General features: G+C 49.9%; 4 protein-coding genes. 3 read left to right on the top strand and 1 reads right to left on the bottom strand.

Going from position 1 to position 4613, the window contains the following annotated elements; translation table 11 throughout:
- The coding region (locus Q8O92_05250) for a hypothetical protein (protein ID MDP2982719.1) at positions 1 to 1431 on the bottom strand (1431 nt) is incomplete at its 3' end.
- Between the two features lie 534 nt (positions 1432 to 1965).
- On the opposite strand from Q8O92_05250, the gene dapB reads away from it, so the two are divergent.
- The 3 genes from dapB to Q8O92_05235 all read left to right on the top strand — a co-directional run bounded on the left by dapB (position 1966) and on the right by Q8O92_05235 (position 4277).
- A complete protein-coding gene (gene dapB / locus Q8O92_05245) occupies positions 1966 to 2766 on the top strand; it encodes a 4-hydroxy-tetrahydrodipicolinate reductase (protein ID MDP2982718.1) in 801 nt (266 codons plus the stop codon).
- A 243-nt stretch (positions 2767 to 3009) separates the two neighbouring features.
- A protein-coding gene (gene prfB / locus Q8O92_05240) for a peptide chain release factor 2 (GenBank protein MDP2982717.1) occupies positions 3010 to 4096 on the top strand; the annotation gives its coding sequence in 2 pieces (ribosomal slippage) (positions 3010 to 3066 and positions 3068 to 4096; 1086 coding nt in all).
- 10 nt (positions 4097 to 4106) lie between these two features.
- Positions 4107 to 4277, top strand: coding sequence for a DUF2283 domain-containing protein (locus Q8O92_05235; protein MDP2982716.1), 171 nt, complete (start codon positions 4107 to 4109; stop codon positions 4275 to 4277).
- The last annotated feature ends 336 nt before the right edge of the window (positions 4278 to 4613 follow it).

Below are 4613 nucleotides of genomic sequence, written 5' to 3'. Positions count from 1 at the left end.
TTTCGGAACGGAACCCTGGTTATCCGTATACATTCCGTCAAAGGGAGAGCCGTAATCGACAAAATTCACATAGTACTTCCGGGCAGCCGTCTCGCCTGCGTAAGCCAGATTGGCGATACCGGTGCCGTCCGGCCCCTCAAGGCCGAAGGAAATCGCCCCGAGGTCATAAACCGCGCCGACTACGAAATTATTGGCATCGGCCTGGAAAGAGGTGGTGAAGGGAGGCGTCTTGTAATCATTGCATACCCATTTTAAAAGAGCGGTCGGAGAAAAATTATGGTCATATATATAATCGCCGTTCTGGTTGGCCCAAATCACCAGATCGTTTACCGTTTCCGCCAGAGGGTTGACCATCTGAGTGAGACAGGAGGCGTGGCTGCCAAGTAACATTTTCCCGTCCCGAGTGACGGCCAATCCGTTCGGGCCGCCGTTCAGGAAGCCTCCGGCTTTAAAATCATCCAAACGGCACCACCAGCTTGCGAGATCGAATTTTTTTACTGTTGCACCGTCTATCAAATCAAAGGCATAAAGCTCGGCTTCAGGCAAATTATTATTATATGCATGGTAGTTGTTGTTAGCCCAATACACATAGGTGTCATCCGTGTCGGGACCGGCGAAATCATCCCAGGGGCGGCCTATACCTGCGAATCCGTTAGCTCCCCAGGAGACATCGACTGTAGCGTTACCGTTGGGAACCCATTTCATCTTCCAGACGCCCTTTTGACTCCCTATAGTACGGGTCATACCACCGGATATGAAAAAGCTTGTGAAATCGGTCGGGGCCGGCGCGATAACGCGTTCAAAACCCCAGTTGGTCATGGTTATTCTGGTGGTCTCGACAAACGATGAATCATTGGGATCGCTGCCGATTATCCATTTGGCTCTGCTCCCGCTGATGTTCCATCTACCCTGCATGAGCGCAAAAGGATTGGCCAGGGGAAGACCCTTGGTATCCTTTTCCTGTATATGTATCTGGTTCCCCAGGTTGTGCTGGATGGAAGTCATATAACGCGAAACAAATACCTTGGCGTTCCGGTTATCATAGGCCCAGAGGTAATACGTGTATACACCGACAGGCACAGGGGCGCCGAGCTTGCCTTTTCCGTCCCATATCAGCTTGTTTGTACCGACATCGAGATTATAAACAGTGGAAATATACATGGCGGTGTCGATCTTATTGACATAGTGCCAGCCCAGGAAGCCGTTCTGCACTTTCCCGATGGAGGCGCCCTTGCCGTTCGTGTAGACACAGAAGATAGTACCGGCGCCCACACCGGAGACAGTGACCGGAATCTCAAGGGGTTTACCGTCAAAATTGTAAGCAATTTTACTCGGAGCGGAAAGGCGGAGCAGTTTGGGACTGAAATTGGCGGCAAAAACACTGGTGGAAACAAGAGCCGCCGCCAGGGCAATTACAATGGCTTTTTTCATACTCTTACCCCTCGAAAAGGAACTGCGTGGAAGGAGTTTTTCATTAACACCATTCACCATTCACATTCGTTCCCGATACCGCCTCCTTTCGTTGGAAGGGGAATTTGAACACGGTATACACAGTATCTATCAAATAAGTATAAAAAAATACCACTTGTCAATATTATTTTTATACATTTAATAAAATTCCCGATTTTGAGCTTCCCTGTTATTTTCTCATTGTGTTTACCTTTCCATCTTCTTATTTTCTTCAAATGTTTTGATATCCGTGATTATACGAACGTATTGTTGTAAATAGAAGCCGATGCCCTACTTTTTACCGTGCAAAAGCAGGGAACCCATTCGGCATGACACGGTGCATAGATGCCGAAACGGTTTTATCGCTCCCGCGAAGCGGCAACAAGTTCGGCATGACACGTGTCATCCTGAACTCGTTTCAGGATCTGATTGTGCAATCAAGGCGCAAATTTTTTCAAAAATACTTACCAAATGACATAACCGGGAAATTCTATTGTCGGAAAGCAGGGTAAAGATATGAAACTCGTTGTGAACGGCGCCCTGGGGAGAATGGGCCGGAGCATTATTGCCCTGGCGCTGCAAGACCCGGACATAGAGGTATCCGGAGCCGTGGAGTCCGGCGGCGCTTTCAAGCCGGGACTGGATGCCGGTGAAATCATCGGCATCGGCAGGCTGGGCGTTCAGATTACCGATGATCTGAAAGCGGCGGCGGAAAATGCGGATGTGGTGATTGATTTTACCTGGCCGGATGCGATATTGAAAACCGCGGAGATTTGCGGCGGCGCGAAAACTCCTCTGGTAGTCGGAACGACCGGGCTTCCGAAAGAACACCTTCCGGAGTTTCGCCGCCTTGTCTCCCCCATACCCTGCGTGATGGCGCCGAACATGAGTGTGGGAGTGAATCTCCTCTTCAGACTGGCGGCGGAGGCAGCCGCTGTTCTCGGCGACGAATATGATATTGAAATCATCGAAGCTCATCACCGGTTCAAAAAGGACGCTCCTTCCGGAACCGCCAACCGGCTGGCGGAGATTGTAGCTGAAACGCTGAAAAGGAATCTCGATACCGAAGCGGTTTACGGCAGGCGAGGGATAACCGGGGAAAGAACCCGCCGGGAGATCGGCATCCACGCACTCAGAATCGGCGATGTGGTGGGAGAGCATACGGTCAGCTTCGGAACCATCGGCGAGCGGATTGAACTCACGCACAAGGCGCAGTCACGAGACGCCTTCGCCAAAGGGGCGCTCCGGGCGGCCAAATTCGTGGTGAAAGCCGAACCGGGCCTCTATGATATGCAGGATGTGCTGGGATTGAAATAAATACGCAGTGCGATGCGTCTGTACGTTACTGTTCGTTCGTTAGACCCTGAAACGGTTTCATCGTTCCCGCGAAGCGGCAACAAGTTCAGGGTGACATGGTCATGCCGAATTTATTTCGGCATCTATTCAAAATTCAGGATATCACACAGAAGTCATGCCGAACTTGTTGCCGCTTAGCGGGAACGATGCAAGCGCAGCGCATCTTTTAGCAACCGTTTCGGCATCCATTTCTCTGGAGGTTCTATGTCTGTTCAGACTATGAAAATTGAAGAGTTGAAAAGCCGGCTGGACGATCTCAGGAGGCATCTTTGACCCGGATCGTAAACGCGAGGAACTGGAAAAGCTCTATGCCAGGCGCGAAATGCCTAATTTCTGGGGCGACCGCCGCGCCGCGCAGGGAGTCATAGACCAGATAACCATGCGGGAAAAACCGCTCAAAGCTCTCTTGGACTTACAAACTTCTCTTGACGATGTTTCCGTTCTCCAGGATCTTGCCGAAGAAGAGAACGATGAAACAGTGTTTCGGGAAGTATCCACTGCCCTCGATACCCTCGATGAAAAGATATCATCGCTCGAATTTCAGACCATGCTCGGCGGCGCCGATGATCCGAAGAATGCCATTCTTTCCATAAATTCTGGGGCGGGAGGAACGGAAAGCCAGGATTGGACTGCAATGCTCCTGCGAATGTATACCCGCTGGATGGAACGCCGGGGATTTGAGTACGAAGAGTTGGACATTCAGTCCGGCCAAGAAGCGGGAATAAAGAGTGTAACGCTCCTGGTAAAAGGAGACTACGCCTACGGGTATCTGAAAGCCGAGAGCGGAGTGCACCGCCTGGTTCGTATCAGTCCCTTTGATGCAAACGCCCGCCGTCATACCTCTTTCGCTTCGGTAAGCGTGCTCCCCGAGATCGAGGAAACCGCCGAGTTGGAGATCGACGATAAGGACCTGAAGATCGATGTCTACCGTTCTTCAGGCGCCGGAGGCCAGCATGTCAACAAAACCTCTTCGGCTGTCCGGATTACTCATCTGCCGACCGGAATCGTGGTGCAGTGCCAGAACGAGCGAAGCCAGCATAAAAACAAATCGTTCGCCATGAAAGTTCTCCAGTCGAAATTATACCAGCTCCGTAAAGAGGAAGAGGAAAAGAAACAGGCCGAGTACACCAAGGATCAGAAAAAAATAGAATGGGGCAGCCAGATACGTTCCTACGTTTTCCAGCCCTATACCATGGTGAAAGACCTCCGCACCGGGACCGAAACCTCCAACATCCAGGCAGTCATGGACGGCGATATCGACCAGTTTGTGATGAGCTATTTGGCGCAATAGGGGGATGTTCATGAAATTATCTTATGATCCCAAGCTCAACAATGCTTATATACGCCTGCATAAAAAGAAAGCGGCGGTTGAAACTATCCGATTAAGTGATGAAATGAACGTAGATATTTCACCTGACGGCACTGTTTACGGTATCGAGCTTCTTAACGCAAATGAACAGTTACGTATATGACCTCGGTCACTTCTATTCCTATGCTTCCCGATAGGTACGAGAGCACTATATCTGGACGCTCGCCTTTCTCGAAAGGGCAAGCCAGTTAAGTAAATTCTTCAAGAAACTCCGCTTCTTTCCCCACAAATTTATTCAGAATCTTTCCAATATCTTTGCGTTTTTGCAGAATGAACTACCCCGCAGCAGAGCTGCGAAGTATCACGCTGTTTTTTCAAAACAAGTCATTCAGAAATGATATTTGCTCACTATAGATTCTTCGATATTGTTTACCCTGTTGCTCAACGTAGGTGCGGATTACATCTTCCTTCGCATATGCACCCACAGTATTGATGTAGA

The organism is Candidatus Latescibacter sp. (assembly GCA_030692375.1).
GTDB lineage: Bacteria > Latescibacterota > Latescibacteria > Latescibacterales > Latescibacteraceae > JAUYCD01.
The sequence above is the reverse complement of the archived record's forward strand: the minus strand, read 5'-3'. Positions and strand labels throughout refer to the sequence as shown.